This window comes from Serinicoccus hydrothermalis (assembly GCF_001685415.1).
In the GTDB taxonomy this organism is placed as follows: Bacteria; Actinomycetota; Actinomycetes; order Actinomycetales; family Dermatophilaceae; genus Ornithinicoccus; species Ornithinicoccus hydrothermalis.
Map to the genome: position 1 here is coordinate 3,283,615 of NZ_CP014989.1, position 18,568 is coordinate 3,302,182.

Here is an 18,568-nt window from a genome sequence, read left to right on the forward strand (position 1 = left end):
GTCGGATGTCCCCGGGTGGTGTCGTCCGTGTCCAGTATGACCGGTCCGCGCCACCGCCTACCGTGTCCTCATGCCGAGCTTCCCGCAGACCGCCCGGATCGACCTGCACACGCACTCGACCCACAGCGACGGCACGCAGGCCCCGGCCGAGCTGGTGCGGGAGGCGGCACGGGCGGGGCTGGACGTGGTGGGGCTGACCGACCACGATGCGGTGTCCGGCTGGGAGGAGGCTGACGTCGCCGGGAGGGAGCACGACGTGGTCGTCGTGCCGGGGGTGGAGATCTCGTGCAGCTGGCGGGGGAGGTCGGTGCACCTGCTGGGCTACCTGCCCGACCCGGCGCACGAGGAGCTGGCCGCCGAGCTGGAGCGGACCCGGGAGAGCCGGACCGGCCGGCTGCGGCGGATGGTGGAGCGGCTGGCCTCGGCCGGCTACCCGGTGACCTGGTCGGAGGTCCTCGCCCGGTCGGGCGACGTCCGTTCCCTCGGCCGTCCGCACATCGCCGACGTGCTGGTGCGCAACGGTCGCTACCCCGACCGGGACGCGGCCTTCGCCGACGTCCTGCACTCGCGCAGCGACTTCCACGTCTCGCACTACGCGCCGGCCCCGGAGCGCGCGATCGCGCTGGTGCGGGATGCGGGCGGAGCGCCGGTGCTGGCGCACCCCTTCGCCGCGGCGCGCGGGCATACCCTCCCGGACAGCCTCGTCGAGGAGCTGGCGGACGCCGGCCTGGCCGGGCTGGAGGTGGAGCACCGGGACCACGCCCCCCGGGACCGGGAGCGCGCGAGCCGCCTGGCTCGCCGCCACGGGTTGGTCGCGACCGGCTCCAGCGACTACCACGGCAGCGGCAAGCCCAACCGGCTCGGCGAGCACACCACCTCCGCGGCGGCGCTGGGCGCTCTGCTGGAGCAGACCGGGGGTCAGCTGCTCGGCGCGTCCCCCTGACGGGCCGTGCTGCGACGGCGGCGACGGCGACGGCCGGAGCCGCCTCCCTCGGTCGTGCTGGTGCGCGTGCGCTGGCGGTTCGGCTGGTCCCCGCCCCGCTGCCCGGAGCGGTCACGGCCACCCTGGCCGCCGCGGTCCCGGCGTCCGGAGGAGCGTCCGCCCCGCCCGCGCCGGTCCGCCCCGCCCGGGCCCTCGATGTCCTCGACCCGCTCCGCGTCCAGACCCTCCCGGGTCCGCGCCGAGCGGGGGAGGGTGCCCCGGGTGCCCTCGGGGATGCCCAGCTGCTCGTAGAGGTGCGGGCTGGAGGAGTAGGTCTCCTCCGGCTCCGGGTAGCCGAGGTCCAGGGCCTTGTTGATGAGCCCCCAGCGCGGCATGTCGTCCCAGTCCACGAGGGTGATGGCGACACCGGTGGCGCCGGCCCGGCCGGTGCGACCGATCCGGTGCAGGTAGGTCTTCTCGTCCTCCGGGCACTGGTAGTTGACGACGTGCGTCACGGCCTCCACGTCGATGCCGCGGGCGGCGACGTCGGTGGCGACGAGGATGTCGACCTTGCCGGTGCGGAACGCGCGCAGCGCCTGCTCCCGGGCGCCCTGCCCGAGGTCGCCGTGGATGGCGGCCGCGGCGAAGCCCCGGTCGCCGAGCTCGTCGGCCACCTTGGCGGCGGTGCGCTTGGTGCGCGCGAAGATGATCGTCAGGCCACGGCCCTCCGCCTGCAGGATCCGGGCGAGCATCTCGACCTTGTCCATGGCGTGGGCGCGGTAGGCGAACTGCTCGACGGCGGCGACGGTATGCCCCTCGCCGTCCTCGCTGACCGCGCGGATGTGGGTCGGCTGGGTCATGTAGCCGCGCGCCAGGGAGACGACCGCGCCGGGCATGGTGGCGGAGAACAGCATGGTGTGCCGTCCCGCGGGGGTCAGCGCCAGCAGCCGCTCGACGTCGGGCAGGAAGCCGAGGTCCAGCATCTCGTCGGCCTCGTCCAGCACCACGGTCCGGGCGTGCGCGAGGTTCAGGTGGCCCTTCGAGGCCAGGTCGAGCAGCCGGCCCGGCGTGCCGACGACGACCTCGACGCCACGCTGCAGCGCCTCGATCTGCGGCTCGTAGGCCCGCCCGCCGTAGACGGTGAGGACCCGGATGCCACGGTGGGTGCTGGCCTTGGTGAGGTCACCGGCCACCTGCACCGCGAGCTCGCGGGTGGGCGCGACGACGAGGGCCTGCGGGGCACCCGGCCGCTCCAGCGAGGAGAAGTCGGCGTCGCCGGGGGCGACGACGCTGTGCAGCAGCGGGAGGCCGAAGCCGAGGGTCTTGCCGGTGCCCGTCTTGGCCTGACCGATGATGTCGTGCCGGGACAGCGCGACCGGCAGGGTCATCGCCTGGATGGGGAACGGGTGGGTGATCCCGCCGTCGGCCACGGCCCGGACGATGTCGGGATGGAGACCGAAGTCGGCGAAGGTGCGCTCTTCCTGCATGGGTGATCCTCTCGATCGGTGGCCGCCCGCGCGCCGTGCGGCGGAGGCGGTCCGGGCCGATCGGAGACGAAACCATGAGGAGGTCGGGCGCCACGCCCGACCCACGACAACCGCCTGCCTCTTCGTGGCAGGCGGCCGACCGGGCACCGGTGTACGCGGGTCAGTCTACCCGCTGGCCGTCAGGCTGCCGACGCACGCGACGGCGCGCCCCCCACGAGGAGGACGCGCCGTCGCAGGCGGTCGGTTCCGGCTCAGCGCTCCACGCGCCCCTGGCTGCGCCCGGTGATGGCGCCGTAGGCGAGGATGACGATGATGGCTCCGATGATCCCGAGGACGAGGCCCCAGAAGTTGAAGGCGCCACCGCTGTAGTCGAAGATCAGGTCGCCGATGAAGGAGCCGAGCAGTGATCCCACGGCCCCCAGCACGACGGTCATGATGACGGACAGGTTCTGACGGCCGGGCAGGACGAGCCGGGCCAGCGGCCCGACGATGCAGCCGGCGAGCAGCGCGACGAGGATGGTGGTCATGGTCTACGACCTTTCGAGAACGGTCCTCCCGGGAGGACGACCCTTCCGGGTGGTCAGCGGGGGCAGGGCTCCCGCAGAACCGCGCTCACAATAGTGAACGACCCCGTGCCGCGCCACTTTATCCACCCCGTGTCGCCCAGGTCGTGACCGGTTCGTGACGAGGGCCGCCGGGTGCGGCGTCAGTGGCTCCCGAAGCCCACGCGTCCCTTGTCCTGGGCGCCGATCTCGACGTAGGCGAGGGTCGTGGTGGGGACGATGACGGTGCGCCCCTTGTCGTCCTGCAGCTCCACGACCGGCGCCTGGGTGGTGAGCGCCTCGGTCACGGCCTGCCGGACCGCCTCCGGCGTCTGCGCCGACTCGAACGTCACCTCGCGCCCGACGTCACGGATACCGATGCGGACCTCCACGGCAAAACCTCCACGGTTGGCTGGTTGCGGTCGACCCGTCCGGGCCGTCGGTCCAGCCTAGCCCTGCGCGAGCGACGTCGTGCGAGGGGGGACGGCGCCCCAGCCCCGCCAGGTGATGGTGGACAGCAGCTCCAGGACCCGGTCGCGCGGGAGCGTGTCGCGACGGCCGTACCAGCTCAGGGCGGCGGCGTGCGCCATACCGGCCATCGCCGTGCCCAGGAGGACGCACTCGTCCCAGGTGAGGTCGGTCTCCTCCGCCAGGACCCGCCCCATCGACTCGCCGCACGCGCGGCGGGTCCGTTCCACGATGGCGGAGACCGCCGGCTCGGAGGCCATGTCGGACTGGAAGAGGATCGCGTAGCCCGAGGAGGGGGACTCCACGAACTCGAAGAACCGGGTCAGGCAGCCCGAGATCCGGGCGTGGTTGGTCTGTCCGCTCTCGAGCGCGCCGTCGATGGTGCGCACCACCTCCTCGGAGACCGACTCGGCGATCGCCAGGTAGAGGTCGAGCTTGCTGCTGAAGTGCTGGTAGAGCACCGGCTTGCTGACACCGGCCCGGACGGCGATGTCATCCATCGCCGTCGCGTGGTAGCCGGACTCGGCGAAGGCCTCCTGGGCAGCACCGAGGAGCTGCGCGCGGCGCTCGACGCGCGGCAGCCGGAGCCGACGTTCACGGGGCGAGGGGCTGGTCACGGGTCCCTCCCTTCTTCGACCGACCAGTCTACGGCCCGTCGACGCCCGGACGGGTCTGTCCGTGCCGGGTGATGGGATAGGACCATGTCCGACACCGCACGGCGGCCGCGCCAGCAGCCTGATCCGTCCCAGGAGCGGGTCGTCGCACATCGTGGGGGAGTCATGGTGGTGCTGGGCTCTCCCGGCACCGGGAAGAGCACCGTGCTGACCCGCCACGTCCAGCGGCGCATCGCCGACGGCCTCTCCCCGGACCGGTGCCTCGTCATCGCCGCCACGCGGCAGGCCGCGACCCGGTTGCGGGCGGACATCGCCCAGGACCTGGGCGCGACGCATACCCGACCGTTGGCCAGGACGGCCGCCTCGCTGGCCTTCGCCGTGCTGCGTCTGGCCGCCGCCCTCGAGGACGAGCCGGCGCCGCGCCTCATCTCCGGGGCCGAGCAGGACACGGTGCTGCGCGAGCTGCTCCTCGGGCACGAGCAGGACGGCACCGGGCCGCACTGGCCGGCCGAGCTCGCGCTGGCCCGGCGCACCACCGGCTTCCGTGGGCAGCTGCGCGACCTGCTGATGCGCGCCGTCGAGCACGGGGTCGGTCGTGCCGACCTCGAGCGGTTGGCCGTGGCGCACGGTCGACCGGAGTGGGCGTGCGTCGGTGAGGTGCTGGAGGAGTACGACCAGGTGACGGCGCTGGCCGACCCCGGGAGCTACGACCCTGCCTGGATCTGCACCGCCGCGGCCGAGGCGCTCGAGACCGACGACGACCTGCGGGCGCTGGTGCACGGACGCGTGGGCTTCCTCGGCGTCGACGACGCGCAGGAGCTCACGGCCTCGGCGGCCCGGCTGCTCGCCGCCGTCCGTCCGTCCGGGACGGATGCCCTGCTCGTCGGCGACCCGGACGCCGCGGTGCTCGGGTTCCGCGGCGCGGTCCCCGGAGCCTTCCTCGAGCTCGCCGAGCGCTGGGCGGACGCCCCGGACGGCCCCGGGACCGTGGTGCTCGGAGCACGCCACACCACGAGCGAGGCGGTCGGCGAGGTGGTCGACCGCGTGGCCCGGCGGATCGGTGTCACCGGGAGCGCCCGGCACCGCGAGCCGGTCGACGGGGCGCGGCCGGGCACGGCCCGGGTGCACCTGACCCGCAGCGCGGCCCAGGAGGCCGCCCTCGTGGCGCGCTGGCTGCGGCACGCGCACCTCGTGGACGGGGTCCCCTGGGGCCAGCTGGCGGTCCTGGCCCGCAGCGGACGCCAGCAGGACGCCGTGCGCCGGGCGCTGGCCTCCGGCGGCGTCCCCGTGCGCGTGGACCGTTCGTCGGTGCCCCTGGGCGCGGATCTTGCCGTGCAGCCGCTGCTCCTCGCGCTGGACGTCGTCACCCGGGAGCCGGTCGGTGAGAACCCGGGCTGGGCGGTCGGGCCGGAGGAGGCGATGGAGCTCCTGCGCAGCCCGCTGGGCGGGCTGGACCCGGTGGGGTTGCGCCGACTGCGGCGGATGCTGCGCGGGGCCGAGCTGGCCGAGGGGGGCACCCGGAGCGCCGAGGACCTGCTCACCCTCCGCCTCAACGACCCGGACCTGCGACGGGCGGCACCGGCTCAGGTCCCGCCCGAGCTCGCCCCCCTCGTCCGCGTCGGGCGCGTGCTGGACGCCGGGCGGGAGACCTACCTCCGTGGCGGGACCGGCGCGGGGACCGCCGGCGGTGCCCAGGGCGGGGCCGGTGCCGACGAGATCCTGTGGGCGCTGTGGGCCGCCGCCGGGCTGGCGCAGACGTGGCGGAGGCAGGCGCTGGCCGGGGGAGCGCTCGGCGCCCGCGCCGACCGGGACCTGGATGCCGTCCTCGTGCTCTTCTCCGCCGCCGAGTCCTACGTCGAGCGGCTCCCCGGAGCCCGGCCCCGCTCCTTCCTGGACTCGGTACGCAGCGCCGAGCTGGCCGCCGACACCCTGGTGGAGGGTGGCCACCACGCGGAGTCCGTCGAGGTCCTGACCCCGCACGCCGCCGCGGGACGCCGTTGGCGCAGGGTGGCCGTCGTGGGGGTGCAGGACGGCGTCTGGCCGGACCTGCGCCTGCGGGACACGCTGCTCGGCGCGGAGGCCCTGGTGGCCGCTGTCCACGGGCGGCCCGTCTCGGGCCCGGAGGCCTGGCGGGCCGCGCAGGCCCAGGTGCGGGCGGACGAGCTGCGGCAGTTCCACGTGGCCGTGAGCCGGGCGACCGAGCACCTCCTCGTGACCGCCGCCGCCAGCACCGAGGAGCAACCCTCGGGACTCCTCGACCTGGTCGAGCCCGGGTTCCGGGACCACCCGCCGGTGGAGGTGCCGCCGCCGATGACGCTGCGCGGCCTGTCCGGCGAGCTGCGGCGGACCGCGGTCCTGGCGCACCGGTCGGGCGACCGGCCCACCCGGGACGTGGCCGTGGACGTCCTGCGCCGGCTCGCGGACGAGGAGGTCCCCGGGGCCGACCCCGCCGGGTGGTGGGGCCTGCGGGGCACGTCCAGCACCGCTCCCGTGCGCCCGGAGGGCCCGGTGCGGGTGTCCCCCTCGCGGCTGCAGACCTTCCTGGACTGCGAGCTGCGCTGGTTCCTCACCTCCCGCGGGGCCGACACCGGCGAGGCATTCCGGGCCGAGCTCGGCACCCTCGTGCACGAGGTGGTGGCCCAGGACCCGGGCGCCGGGGTCGCCGAGCTGGTCGCCGAGCTCGACCGTCGCTGGGCCGACCTCGACCTCGTGGAAGGGTGGGTGTCCGACAAGGCCCGGCAGGACGCCCACACCATGCTCGAGCGGTATGCCGCCTACGTCGCCGCGGCGGGATCGGCCGGCCGCGAGCTCGTCGGCAGCGAGCTCGAGCTGTCGGTGCTGCTCCGAGCCGCGGACGGTGCGGACGCCCCCGGCGCGGGGCGGGACGCCCGGCTCGTCGGCGCCGTCGACCGGCTGGAGCGCACGCCGGACGGAGCCCTGGTGGTGGCCGACCTCAAGACGGGCAGCACCCCCGTGCCCCGGGCCGAGGTCGAGCAGCACGCCCAGCTCTCGGCCTACCAGGTGGCGGTGGGCGAGGGGGCCTTCGGGGAGCTCGGCTCCCGCAGCGGCGGTGCCCGCCTGGTGCAGCTCGGTGCCTCGGGCGCGGTGGAGCAGGCCCAGGCGGCGCTGGTGGACGCCGAGGACCCGGACCGGGCCCGGCGGACCATCCTCGAGGCCGCCGCGGGCATGGCGGGGGCAGACTTCACCGCGCGCGACCTGGAGCGCCGCTGCCGCCGCTGCCCGGCCCGCTTCGCCTGCCCGCTGCAGCCCGAGGGGCAGGGCCGGTGAGCGCCCCCGAGCCGCGCTGGTCGCCGTACGACCTCGCGCGGGCCCTGGGGGCCCCGGAGCCGACCGACGAGCAGGCGGCGGTCATCACGGCGCCGCCCCGGCCGGGCGTGGTCATCGCGGGGGCGGGGTCCGGCAAGACCGAGACCATGGCCTCCCGGGTGCTGTGGCTCGTCGCCAACGGGATCGTCGCGCCGCAGGACGTGCTCGGCCTCACCTTCACCCGCAAGGCGGCGCTCGAGCTCGCGGCGCGGCTGACCTCCCGGCTGCGGCAGCTGCGGGAGGCCGGGCTGTGGGCCGACCCCGCGGGGGAGACTGCCGGCGCCGACGGCTTCGACCTGCCGACGATCTCGACCTACCACGCCTACGCCGGGCGTCTGGTGGCCGAGCACGGGCTGCGCCTCGGCGTGGAACCGGATGCGGTGCTCCTGTCCGAGGCGGCCTGCTGGCAGCTGGCCCACGACGTGGTGACCCGCTACGACGGTGACATGACCGGGATGACCAGTGCGCCGAGCACCGTGGTGCGCTCGGTGATCGCGCTGTCGTCCGAGCTCGGCGAGCACCTCGTGGAGGCCGACCGGGCGCGCGAGTTCCTGCTCGACCTGGCGCGCCACGCCGAGGACCTCCCGCACGAGGGCCGTCCGCTCAAGACGGGACGCGACCTCGCGGCCGACCTGCGTCGCCAGGCGCTGGTCTACCCGCTCGTGCAGGCATACCGCGAGGCCAAGACCGCCCGTGGGGCGCTCGACTTCGGTGACCAGATGGCGCTCGCGGCGCGGCTCGCGCGGGACGTGCCCGCGGTGGCGGCGGCGGAGCGGGCCCGCGTCGGCGCGGTGCTCCTCGACGAGTTCCAGGACACCTCCGAGGCGCAGATGGTCCTGCTCACCTCGCTCTTCGCCGGTCAGGAGATGCCGGTGACCGCGGTCGGCGACCCGCACCAGTCCATCTACGCCTGGCGGGGCGCCAGCGCCACGACCCTCACCCGCTTCCCCCGGGAGTTCGCGCTCGACGGGGCGCCGCCCCCGGTGCTGCAGCTGAGCACCTCCTGGCGCAACGACGCCGCCGTGCTCGACGCCGCCAACCTCGTCGCGGGACCGCTGCGCGAGCAGGCCGCCGTGCCGGTGGGCACCCTGCACGCCCGGCCGGGTGCCGGGGAGGGCGTGCTGGAGGTTGCGCGCCTGGTCGACCACGTGGTCGAGGCCGAGCACGTCGCGGGCTGGGTGCACGAGCGGTGGGCAGCCTGCACGCCCGGCCGGGTCACCGCGGCGGTCCTGTGCCGGGCGCGGTCGCAGTTCGCCCCGGTCGTGGACGCGTTGCGCCGTCGCGGGCTGCCCGTCGAGGTGGTCGGTCTGGGCGGGCTGCTCGACACCCCCGAGGTGCTGGACCTCGTCGCCCTCCTCTGGGTGGCCCAGGAGCCCACGCGGGGGGACCAGGTCGTCCGGCTGCTGGCCGGCCCTGTGGCGCGGCTCGGGGCCGCCGACCTGGACGCCCTGTGGGCCTGGGCCGGCGAGCTCGCCCGTGGCCAGGGCGCCGGGGCACCGGGCGAGCGCGAGCACGCTCCCGTGCTCGCCGAGGCGCTCGAGCACCCGCCCAGGTCCGGCTGGGTGGGACGAGGCGGTGAGCAGCTCTCCCCGGAGGCCGCCGGGCGTGTGTCGTGGTTGGCCACGGTCGTGCGCCAGGTGCGCTCCCTGACGAGCCTGCCGCTCGCCGACCTCGTCCTGGAGACCGAGCGGCTGCTGGGGCTCGACATCGAGGTGGCGGCGGACCCCGACCTGCACCCCACCTGGGGCAGGGCACCGCTCGACGCCCTGGCCGAGGTCGCGGCGGGCTATGCCTACAGCGCGGAACGCGTGAGCCTGGGCGGGTTCCTCGACTGGCTCGACGCGGCCCGGGAGCACGAGCGCGGGCTGGAGGACGCCGAGGTGCCCGAGCTGGCGGAGGTCTCGGTCGACACCGCGGCCGTCCAGGTCCTCACGGTGCACGCCGCCAAGGGCCTGGAATGGGACGTCGTGGCCGTCCCGGGGATGGTCGAGGGCACCTTCCCCGCCGGACGCACGACGCCGGAGCACCGGGACGGCCGCTGGCGGGTCAAGGAGCGCACGGACCGCGGGTGGCTCGCGGGCATCGGCAAGCTGCCCACGCCCCTGCGGGGGGACCGGGCCGGTCGACCGGACGTGTCCTGGTCCTCGGTGACCGACACCCGCGACCTGCGGACCCGGCTGGAGGAGCTCTCCCTCGCCCAGGGTCGGTATGCCGTCGAGGAGGAGCGCCGCCTGGCCTACGTCGCCCTCACCCGTGCGCGGCACCGCCTCCTGCTCACCGCCCCGGTCTGGTCCACCGGGCTCCGGCCCCGCATCACCTCACGCTTCCTGGAGGAGCTGCGCGGGTTGGCCGGTGTGCACGTCGGTCCATGGGTCGACCTGCCCGACCCGCAGGACGAGGCGCAGATGCGCAACCCCCGGCTGGACGAGCAGCTGAGCGCCACCTGGCCGCGGCCGCACTCGCGCGACGAACGCCGCGCCGAGGTGCGGGACGTGGCCGCCGCGCTCCTGGCCGAGGGCGCGACGAGGGGCGCGCCGGCCGACCTGCCCGGCGACCAGCCGTGGGCGGAGACGGTCGAGCTGTTGCTCGCCGAACGGGACCGGAGGTCCGGCCCCGAGGAGTCACCGGCGCTGCCGGCGCACCTGTCCACCTCCGCGGTGGTCGAGCTCGCCGCCGACCGGGCGGCCTTCGTCGGTGCGCTGCGCCGACCTGTGCCCACGCCACCGGCTCCGCACGCGCGGGTGGGGACGGCCTTCCACGCCTGGGTCGAGCAGCACTACTCCGCCGCCACGCTGGTCGACCTCGACGACCCGGACGCCGAGGCGGAGTCGCCCGGGGGGCCGGATCTCGCCGGGCTCAGACGCCACTTCCTGGACAGCGAGTGGTCCGGACGCACCCCCGTCGCGGTGGAGGTGCCGGTGCAGACCACCGTGGCCGGCCGGACGGTCGCGGGCCGGATCGACGCGGTCTTCGACGACGGGGACGGCGGGGTGACGGTCGTGGACTGGAAGACCGGATCCCCCGGGAGCCCCGCCCAGCAGCAGGCCCGCGCGGTCCAGCTGGCGGTCTACCGGCTGGCGTTCGCCCGGCTGAGCGGCCGGACGGTCCACGAGGTCCGTGCCGCCTTCTTCTACGCCGCGACGGGCACCACCGTGCGTCCGGACCTGCCGACCGAGGAGGAGCTCGGACTGCTGCTGGCCGACGAGCCCGCTCAGGTGCGGGGGTCCTCCTCGGCGGGCATGCCGTAGAGCTCGTGCAGCCGGGTGTCGTCGTCGAGCAGGTCCTCGTCGGGGGCGTCCTCGTCCACCGCCTCCGGCGCGCCGTCGCCGGGTGCCTCGTCCTCGACCTCCTCCTCCTGGGAGGCATCGCCCGCAGGTCCGTCCACATCGGGTGCGGGGTCCTCGACCTCGGGTCCCTCCTCCGGGGCCGCGGAGTCCTCGACCGCGCGTGCCGTCGGGTCCTTGTCCGCCTCTCCCGCCGACGGGTCGTCCCCGGAGCCCTGACCCGGGCCGAAGGTCGGCACGGGCACCTCGGTGGTGATGTCGTCGTCCGGCTGGATCGCCGGGTCGGCCAGGTCGTCCGGGTCGTCCGGGTGCGGATCGGGGTCACCGTCGTCGAGGAAGGGGTCCCTGCGCGGGGACTCCAGGTCCGGGTCGTCCAGGGGTTCGTCCGGGTCGTCGTCCGGCTCGTCGTCCTCGACCGGCCCGTCGACGGCCGTCCCGGGAGCGCCGTGCTCGACGTCCCCGAGCGCGTGGACGCCTCCGGCGTCGTCGACGTCCTCGTGCTCGACGTCGTCGTCCTCGAGATCCTCGACGGGTGGGCCCGGCCACTCCGAGGCGTCGTCCGCGGGATCCTCGACGAGCTCCCGGTCGTCCTCGAACGGGTCGTCCGACACCGCGGCAGCGCCCGCGGGCACGACGGCGGCCACCCCGGCCGCTCCCGCCGCACCGGCGGCGCGGGCCGTGGCGGGCACGAGCGAGTCCTCGTCCTCGGTGAGCCGGTCCATCCGGCGCAGGGCCTCGACCAGGCGTCGCGTGGCCTCCTCGTCGCCGGCCGCGACGTGGTGGGCCAGGCCGCGCAGCCGCCAGGTCTCGGCCAGGAGCCTGGCTCGGGCATGGAGGTAGGGGTCGGGGCGCTGGGCGCGGGCGAGCGCATAGCTGTCGAGCACCGCCTCCCAGGCCCCGGGGGAGGCCCGGGTGTAGAGGTCGGCCATGTCGGCGGCCGGATCTCCCACGATGGCCTCGTCCCAGTCGGTCACGGCCACGACCCGGCCACTCTCGGCGCTCTCGTCGGCGAAGGCGACCACGACCGTGCCGCCGCGGAAGGCGCCGTGGACGGGGGTGCTGGCGAACTGCCACAGCGGGGCGGCGTCGAAGGCCTCCTCCCACCTGGCCAGCAGCCGCGTCGGCACCCGCCCCGACTCGGCTGCGCGGTCCACCTCGGAGATGAGGCGCTGGCGGCAGCCGGCCGCGTCGAAGGAAGGGACGTCCTGCTGCTCGAAGACGGCCGGGGGGATGTTGTGGATGGCCGCGAGGGCTCGTCCCACGGCATGGGACAACCCCGCTCCGGCCGGGAGCTGGGCGAAGTCGAGGGTCGAGCCCTCCACGTGCTGGTAGACGGCGGCATGGCCCTCCTGCCCGACCGCGGCGTAGCCGACGGGGGCCGGCACCTTGAACGGCACGTGCCGGGAGAGCTGGCGCACCAGCTCGTCGTTGCGGCGCAGACGCGCACCGGTCACCGCGGTGAGCGGGGAGCGGACCAGCCAGCGGCGGCCGGTGGCGTCCTCCACCACCGCCTGCTGCAGCTCGGTCTCCTCGCCCGGTTCGACACCCATCGCCGCCACCGCCACCGGCTTCATCCCCGGGACAGCGGCGCTCGCGAGGGCTGCCAGGGCCAGGTCTGTACGCATCACGGCTCCCACCGTATGCCGTGCCGGTGGCCGACCGCGGTATTCCGTCGGGGCACGTCTCCCGGGGTTGTCAGGCCGGGCACCTACAGTGGTCGGGTGACGGCAGCAGACGAGACCTATCTGGACCTCGCCCTCTCCCGGTCACGGGTCGACCGGTGGGCGAGCGTCCGCACGGACGACGCCGAGCTGGCGGCGGTGTTGCGCCGGCCCGCCACGCGGGTGCTGGAGCTGCGGGGCGCCAAGGCCCCCCTGGAGCGTGACCCGGTGCGGCTGCGGCTGCGGGCGCCCGAGCCGGAGGACGCGCAGCGTAGCCCGTGGTTCCTCGGACGGGACGAGGGTGCCGACTTCGTCGCGGTCACGGTCCCGCCCGACCCGGGCGCGCCGGACGCCGGTGCCCCGGAGGACCCCTCCTGGGCCGGCCTGCGCGAGGTGGGCGCGGACCTCGACGACGCCGACGCCGGGCTGCTCACCGCGGCGACGGCGCTGCAGGGCTGGCACGCGCGGCACGGCTACTGCCCCCGCTGCGGGACGGCGACCGAGGTCATGCAGGGCGGCTGGCTGCGCCGGTGCCCCCGGGACGGCTCCGAGCACCACCCCCGCACCGACCCGGCGGTCATCATGGCCGTCACCGACGACCAGGACCGCCTGCTCCTGGCGACCGGGCTGCCGTGGCCGGAGGGCCGCGTCTCGGTGCTGGCCGGCTTCGTCGAGGCCGGCGAGTCGTTGGAGGCGGCCGTGGCGCGCGAGGTCGGTGAGGAGGTCGGGGTCGAGGTCACCGACCTGCGCTACCGGGGCAACCAGCCCTGGCCGTTCCCGGCGTCGTTGATGATGGCCTACCGCGCCCGCGCCCTGGGCACCGAGCTGCGGGTGCAGGAGAGCGAGCTGCGCTCCGCCCGGTGGTACTCCCGCGACGAGCTGGCCGAGGGCATACGCGCCGGGCGGCTCACGCTGCCCTCCCGGGTCTCCATCGCGCACCGGCTGATCCAGGAGTGGTTCGGGGCGGCGCTCCCCGGTGACGGGCCGGCGGTCCCGTGGTGAGCGTGGCCGCGACGCTCGATCCCGACCGGCTCCTGGGCGGCCTGGACCCCGAGCAGCGCGAGGTGGCGACCGCGCCGCTGGGGCCGATGGTGGTGCTCGCCGGCGCCGGCACCGGCAAGACGCGTGCGATCACGCACCGCATCGCCTACGGCGTCGCCAGCGGTGCCTACCCGCCGGACCGGGTGCTGGCGGTGACCTTCACCGCGCGGGCGGCCGGGGAGATGCGGACCCGGCTGCGCGACCTCGGCGTCGCCGGGGTCCAGGCCAGGACCTTCCACGCGGCGGCCCTGCGCCAGCTGCAGTACTTCTGGCCCCAGGCCGTCGGAGGTCCGCCTCCCACGGTGGTGGCGCACAAGGCACCCGCCGTCGCGGAGGCGGCGGGTCGACTCCACCTGCGGCTGGACCGCGCCGGTCTGCGCGACGTCGCCGCCGAGATCGAGTGGGCCAAGGTGTCGATGCTCACCGCGCAGACCTACGCCGCCCGCGCCCGGGCGCAGCGCCGGCAGGTCGCCGACCTGGACGCGACCGCGATGGCCCGGCTCATGGAGACCTACCACGAGGTGTGCTCCGAGCGGCACGTCATCGACTTCGAGGACGTCCTGCTCCTCACCGTGGGCATGCTGGACGAGCACCCGCAGATCGCCGCCGCCGTCCACCAGCAGTACCGCCACTTCGTGGTCGACGAGTACCAGGACGTCAATCCCCTCCAGCAGCGGCTGCTCGAGCTCTGGCGCGGTCAGCGGCAGGACGTGTGCGTGGTCGGTGACCCCGCCCAGTCGATCTACTCCTTCACCGGCGCGAGCGCCGATCACCTGCTGGGCTTCACGCGGCACTACCCCGGGGCGCGACGGGTGCAGCTGGTGCGCAACTACCGCAGCACCCCGCAGGTGGTGCACCTGGCCAACCTGGTGCTGGGCCCGCGTTCCGCGTCGGGCGGCGACCGGGCCGGTGAGCTGGTGGCGCAGTCCGCCGACGGCCCGGCCCCGACGCTGACGTCCTACGCGGACGACGAGGCGGAGGCCCAGGGCACGGCCGACGCGGTGTCCCGGCTGCTGGGGGAGGGCGTCCCGCCGAGCGAGATCGCCGTGCTCTTCCGGACCAACAGCCAGTCAGAGGTGATCGAGAACGCGCTCGCCCGCGCCGACATCCCCTACCTCGTGCGTGGCGGGGAGCGCTTCTTCTCCCGCTCGGAGGTCCGCAACGCGATCCTGCTGCTGCGGGGCGCCGTGCGCTCCGACGACGGCGGCAGCCCGCTCGGCGACCTCGTGCGCCACGTCCTGGCCGGGGCGGGCTGGGGCCCGGAGCCGCCGCAGGGCTCGGGTGCGGTCCGGGAGCGCTGGGAGAGCCTGCAGGCGCTGGCGCTCCTCGCCGACTCGCTGGTCGCCCAGTCGCCCCAGGCCCGGCTCGGCGACCTCGTGGTCGAGCTGGACCGCCGTGCCGCGGAGCAGCACGCCCCCACGGTGCAGGGCATCACCCTCGCCTCCCTCCACGCCGCGAAGGGCCTGGAGTGGGACGCCGTCTTCCTCGTCGGCTGCAGCGAGGGGCTGCTGCCCATCACGCTCGCCGACACGGCGGAGCGGGTGGAGGAGGAGCGTCGGCTGCTCTACGTCGGGCTGACCCGGGCCCGGCGCAGCCTGCAGATCAGCTGGGCCGGCGCGCGCAACCCCGGTGCACGGGGCACGAGGTCGGTGTCCCGCTTCCTCGCCCCGGCCGCAGGGGTGCTGGGGGCCCCGGCGTCGGCACGCCCTGCACGTCGCCGCGAGGGACGCCGCAAGATGGCCCCGCCGCGGACCTGCCGGACGTGCTCGGCGATCCTCACCTCGGCCGCCGAACGCAAGATCGGGAGGTGCTCGGACTGCCCGGCGACCTACGACGAGGCCGTCTTCGAGTCGCTGCGGGAGTGGCGGCGTCGAACCGCCCAGGAGGGCTCGGTGCCCGCCTACGTCGTCTTCACCGACGCGACCCTCGTCGCCATCGCGGAGCGGGCGCCCACCGACCAGGAGGGGCTGGCGCAGATCTCCGGGGTGGGGCAGCGCAAGCTCGACCTCTACGGCGAGGCCGTCCTGCGCATCCTGTCCGGTGAGGCCGATCCGGCAGGCCCGGCAGGAGAGGGCTGAGCAGGTCCCGGCGGACCCGTCCGTAAATACCGTTGCGGTCCGCCGGAGCACCGGCATACAGTGTCGGAGTCAAGCCCACGCCAGCTGGTGATGGGGTCACGCGCACACGAGAGGAGGGTGGACCACGATGGAGAACATGATCGTCACCGGCGGAATCGCCGTCTACTCGACCGACGCCACGACCACCCTCCGGACGCCTCGCCTGCGCAGTGCCGTCCGCGTGCTCGCCGCGTCCGTCCCGGGGTCCTTCGGCTCCGGGGTCGTCGAGCCGGCGGCCCCGCACGCTGTCGACCCCACCCTGGGCCTGGGCTCCTCCCGGACACCGTAGAAGGCATCTCCTTCCCCTTCCGGCCGCGAGTCCTCCCCGAGGATCCGCGGCCGTTCTCGTTGCCCGCCGGTACATCGGCGTCACGACCGGTCACTCGGATCCGACCTCACGGAATCGAGACGCAGTGACGACGATCAGCAGCACACCGCACCAGCACCGACATCAGGAAGGAAGCGCCGTGTACCGCCCAGTGCGCCGGCAGCAGGAGATCAAGGACGACATCGCAGGTCCCCACCTCGTGACCAGCGGCCACGGCGAACTGCCCTGCCGGGACCACCCGGCGGACCTCTGGTTCGCCGAGCTCCCCGCCGAGGTGGAGCACGCCAAGGAGCTGTGCGGCCCGTGCCCGCTGCGCGAGATGTGCCTGGCGGGGGCGCTGGAGCGCCGCGAGCCCTGGGGCGTGTGGGGCGGCCAGCTTCTGCTTCAGGGACGCGTCGTGCCGCGCAAGCGTCCCCGCGGACGCCCCCGCAAGGACGAGGTCGCGGCGTAGCGACCCTCACCCCGGCTGCTCCGGCTCGTGCCAGGGGCAGCCGGGGTGCGGCGGCCACCGTCGCACCACGAGGTGCGGGGGGAGGGCCCCGACCTCGTGGGCGGCGCCCGGGCCGGCCGGTGCGACCGACCGGCTGAGGAGCACCACCAGCGCGGTCACGGCCTGGAGGACCTCGGGGGGATGGGTCGGGGGCAGGGGTGCGGTCAACGGGTCGAGGAGCGCGGCCGCGGCACGCGGCCACCCCGGGTCCCGGTCCCGGCGGTGCAGGTCCAGGCAGTGCAGGCAGGGGCGGCCGGGCATACCGGTCCAGGGGCCGATGACCACGCGCGCCGTCTGGGAGACGACGGGCAGGACCGGGCGACCGACGATCGCGGGCTCGCGGGCGGTGCCGACCGGCACCAGGTGGTCGTGGACGAGGACCACGCGCCGGGGGGCCTCCGGTCGCGCCGGTCCCGCGAGCAGGCCTCCCGGCGTGGCGCCCGTGCGGGCGGTCGGGCGCAGCACCGCCCGGAGCGCCTCGGCGACCTCACCCTCGCCCCGCACCTCCAGGGGGCCGTGGTCGTGCGGCGAGGCGACCGGAGCGGTGCCCAGGCGGCGGAGGAACTGCCAGGCCGGGTCCTGCGGTTGGTCGGGCCGCACCCATCCGTCGACCCTCCAGGCCCCGGGGCCGACGCCGAGCTGGAGCTGCCCGTCGGGCCCCGTCGGCCACCAGGCCAGATGCTCCCGCGTCGCCGGTCCCTCTCCCATGAGCCGACCCTGCCACGCCGCGGGCGCAGCCAGGACCGGCTGTCCACAGGTCAGGCGGGTCGGTCTCCCTCGTCCTCGCCGTCGCCCTCTCCGTCGTCCTCCCGGCCGGGGCTCCCGTCCGGCCCCGAGGACCCGCCGAGCAGCTGCTCGATGTCCTCGTCGGTGACGGTGAGGTCCGCGGCCAGCGCACCGTGCCGGTCCACGAAGCCCAGCGGGTCGTCGAGGTCGGCGCCGGTCGGCGCGACGTCCGGGTGTCCCCAGGCCTCGTCCCGGGCGTCGCGCCCGTGCTTGGCCTCCAGGGCCGCCCACAGGTTGGCGGCGTCCCGCAGCCGGCGGGGACGCAGCTCCAGGCCGACGAGCGAGGAGAAGGTCTTCTCGGCGGGACCGCCCGTCGCCCGGCGACGACGCACCGCCTCCGCCATCGACTCCGCGTGCGGCAGGTGCCCCTCGGCGGCCTGCGCGGCGACGACGTCCACCCACCCCTCGACGAGGGCGAGGAGCGTCTCCAGCCGGGTCAGCGCGGCCTGCTGGGCGGGGCTGGGCTCGGGGGAGAAGAGGCTGTCTCCGAGCGCGCCCTGGAGGGCCTCCGGGTCCTGGGGGTCGACCTGTCGCACGGCCTCCTCGATGCCCTCGGTGTTGATCTTGATGTCGCGTGCGTAGTCCTCGACCGCCGTGAGCAGCTGCGGGCCGAGCCACGGCACCCCGGCGAACAGACGCACCCGCGCGGCCTCGCGCAGGGCCAGGTAGAGGTGCACCTCTCCGCCGTCCACCTCGAGGCCGTCGGCGAAGGCCGCCACGTTGGCCGGCAGCATGGCGACGTCCTCGTCGCCGAGCACGGGCAGGCCCACCTCGGTGCCGGACACGACGTCGCCGGCCAGGGCGCCCACCGCCTGACCGACCTGCCCGCCGAACATGCTCGAGGCCATCCGGCGCACCATCGGTGCCATCTGGCCCATCATCGCGGCCGGGTTCATCCCCGGGGGCAGCCCGGGGATCGGCGGGGCACCGTCCTCGCCGAGCTGACCCAGCTGCTGCTCCATCGCCGAGGTCATGGCGCTCTGCAGGCCCTGCGCCACCGGCGTGGTCAGGCGCTCCCAGACGGGCAGCGTGCGCTCGACCCACTCGGCCCGGCTGAGGGCCACGGCCGCCCCCTCGGGGCGCGGCAGGTCGGTCACCTGGTCGAGCCACAGCGTCGCCACCTGCACCACCTGCTCCACGTCGCGACGGGTCCCGTCCCCGATCGTCGAGTCGCCGCCCTCGGACACCGCCTGCCGCGCGACGTCGTGCGCCAGCTGGGTGTTGACCGCTCCGTCGTCCCCGCCGGAGCCCATGAGCATCTCCAGCTGGGAGCGCATCTGCGCGACCTGGTCCGGGTCCAGGTTGGACAGGCCCATCGAGTTGAGGGTCTCGCGCACCTCGGGCGGCACCGGGCCACCGAACAGCGCCTCGAGCGGGTCGGGGTCGTCCCGTCGCTCCGGGTTCTCCTGGTCTGACACGTCCTCTTCCTCTCGTCCGGTCTCGCAGCCCAGCCTGCCACTGCCGGGTGGTCCCGTGGGCTCGTGGTCGGTCGGTCACCGGC

Annotated in this window: 14 protein-coding genes; 7 read left to right on the forward strand and 7 right to left on the reverse strand. The window is 75.4% G+C overall.

Translation table 11 applies throughout. From position 1 onward, the window contains the following. Window positions 1–70 precede the first annotated feature (70 nt). On the forward strand, window positions 71–943 hold the full coding sequence (locus tag SGUI_RS15395; protein ID WP_066641721.1) for a PHP domain-containing protein: 873 nt from the start codon (window positions 71–73) through the stop codon (window positions 941–943). Here the strand turns inward: SGUI_RS15395 and SGUI_RS15400 are convergent. From SGUI_RS15400 to SGUI_RS17570, 4 genes are all read right to left on the reverse strand, one after another. Then, on the reverse strand, window positions 919–2,409 hold the full coding sequence (locus tag SGUI_RS15400) for a DEAD/DEAH box helicase (protein WP_066641723.1): 1,491 nt from the start codon (window positions 2,407–2,409) through the stop codon (window positions 919–921). The genes SGUI_RS15395 and SGUI_RS15400 overlap by 25 nt on opposite strands. Window positions 2,410–2,660: 251 nt before the next feature. After that, window positions 2,661–2,936, reverse strand: coding sequence for a GlsB/YeaQ/YmgE family stress response membrane protein (locus SGUI_RS15405; RefSeq protein ID WP_066641729.1), 276 nt, complete (start codon window positions 2,934–2,936; stop codon window positions 2,661–2,663). A 179-nt stretch (window positions 2,937–3,115) separates the two neighbouring features. Further along, the gene (locus tag SGUI_RS15410; protein WP_066641731.1) at window positions 3,116–3,343 is read right to left on the reverse strand and encodes a DUF3107 domain-containing protein; all 228 of its coding nucleotides are present in this window, start codon (window positions 3,341–3,343) and stop codon (window positions 3,116–3,118) included. A gap of 57 nt (window positions 3,344–3,400) precedes the next feature. Continuing rightward, on the reverse strand, window positions 3,401–4,036 hold the full coding sequence (locus SGUI_RS17570; RefSeq protein ID WP_066641733.1) for a TetR/AcrR family transcriptional regulator: 636 nt from the start codon (window positions 4,034–4,036) through the stop codon (window positions 3,401–3,403). A gap of 84 nt (window positions 4,037–4,120) precedes the next feature. Here SGUI_RS17570 and SGUI_RS15420 point away from each other — a divergent pair, with 84 nt between their 5' ends. Continuing rightward, complete coding sequence (locus tag SGUI_RS15420) at window positions 4,121–7,321, forward strand: ATP-dependent DNA helicase (RefSeq protein ID WP_083190734.1); 3,201 nt, start codon at window positions 4,121–4,123, stop codon at window positions 7,319–7,321. Then, window positions 7,318–10,608, forward strand: a complete 3,291-nt coding sequence (locus SGUI_RS15425; RefSeq protein WP_066641736.1) for an ATP-dependent helicase — start codon at window positions 7,318–7,320, stop codon at window positions 10,606–10,608. Before SGUI_RS15420 ends, SGUI_RS15425 begins: the two co-directional genes overlap by 4 nt. On the opposite strand, the gene SGUI_RS15430 is transcribed toward SGUI_RS15425, so the two are convergent. After that, window positions 10,572–12,269 (reverse strand): phosphotransferase, encoded by a 1,698-nt coding sequence (locus SGUI_RS15430; RefSeq protein ID WP_237141521.1) that lies wholly within the window; start codon window positions 12,267–12,269, stop codon window positions 10,572–10,574. The genes SGUI_RS15425 and SGUI_RS15430 overlap by 37 nt on opposite strands. A 96-nt stretch (window positions 12,270–12,365) precedes the next feature. On the opposite strand from SGUI_RS15430, the gene nudC reads away from it, so the two are divergent. The 4 genes from nudC to SGUI_RS15450 all read left to right on the forward strand — a co-directional run bounded on the left by nudC (window position 12,366) and on the right by SGUI_RS15450 (window position 16,242). Next, window positions 12,366–13,307 (forward strand): NAD(+) diphosphatase, encoded by a 942-nt coding sequence (nudC, locus tag SGUI_RS15435; RefSeq protein WP_066641738.1) that lies wholly within the window; start codon window positions 12,366–12,368, stop codon window positions 13,305–13,307. A gap of 2 nt (window positions 13,308–13,309) precedes the next feature. Beyond that, the gene (locus SGUI_RS15440; protein WP_066641739.1) at window positions 13,310–15,424 is read left to right on the forward strand and encodes an ATP-dependent DNA helicase UvrD2; all 2,115 of its coding nucleotides are present in this window, start codon (window positions 13,310–13,312) and stop codon (window positions 15,422–15,424) included. Window positions 15,425–15,551: 127 nt separating this feature from the next. Beyond that, on the forward strand, window positions 15,552–15,752 hold the full coding sequence (locus tag SGUI_RS15445) for a hypothetical protein (protein WP_066641740.1): 201 nt from the start codon (window positions 15,552–15,554) through the stop codon (window positions 15,750–15,752). Window positions 15,753–15,990: 238 nt separating this feature from the next. Beyond that, entirely contained in the window at window positions 15,991–16,242 is a 252-nt protein-coding gene (locus SGUI_RS15450) for a WhiB family transcriptional regulator (protein WP_237141522.1), read from the forward strand. 6 nt (window positions 16,243–16,248) lie between these two features. On the opposite strand, the gene SGUI_RS15455 is transcribed toward SGUI_RS15450, so the two are convergent. Further along, complete coding sequence (locus tag SGUI_RS15455; protein WP_066641741.1) at window positions 16,249–16,989, reverse strand: hypothetical protein; 741 nt, start codon at window positions 16,987–16,989, stop codon at window positions 16,249–16,251. Window positions 16,990–17,039: 50 nt separating this feature from the next. Further along, window positions 17,040–18,485, reverse strand: a complete 1,446-nt coding sequence (locus tag SGUI_RS15460; protein WP_066641742.1) for a zinc-dependent metalloprotease — start codon at window positions 18,483–18,485, stop codon at window positions 17,040–17,042. Between the last annotated feature and the right edge of the window lie 83 nt (window positions 18,486–18,568).